Origin of the sequence: Aeromonas rivuli, from assembly GCF_000820045.1 — a bacterium.
Classification (GTDB): domain Bacteria; phylum Pseudomonadota; class Gammaproteobacteria; order Enterobacterales; family Aeromonadaceae; genus Aeromonas; species Aeromonas rivuli.
This window is the reverse complement of sequence record NZ_CDBJ01000084.1, coordinates 1-322: the sequence shown is the minus strand read 5'-3', so window position 1 is coordinate 322 and position 322 is coordinate 1. Positions and strand designations below refer to the sequence as shown.

The following is a 322-nucleotide window of genomic DNA, read 5'->3' as shown; positions in this document are numbered from 1 at the left end:
ATCGCTCAGCACCCGGTCGGCCTGGCCGCTCACCTTGAGGGTGTCGCCCGCCTTGGCTTCCGCCGGCAGGCCCACCTCCACGTTCACCTTGCCGCTGATTTCGGTGCGGTCGATGGTGCCGTCGTTATCTGTGTCTTCGGTGATAACCACGGTCGGCGCGCCAGTGGCGGTGGTGTCGCCCATCACCGCGCTGTCTTTACCTTCTGCCGAAACGTTACCGGCGGCATCGACGAGGGTGGCGGTGACGGTCAGACCGGCGCCGTCCGCCGGGCGGTCAAACTCGTAAGCCACCTTGCCCGCCGTGATGTCGGCATCGCTCAGC

General features: G+C 66.8%; 1 protein-coding gene. It reads right to left on the bottom strand.

All coding sequences use genetic code 11. From position 1 onward, the window contains the following. Positions 1–322: hypothetical protein (locus BN1130_RS22725; protein ID WP_042043899.1), on the bottom strand; the 322-nt coding region annotated here is incomplete at both ends.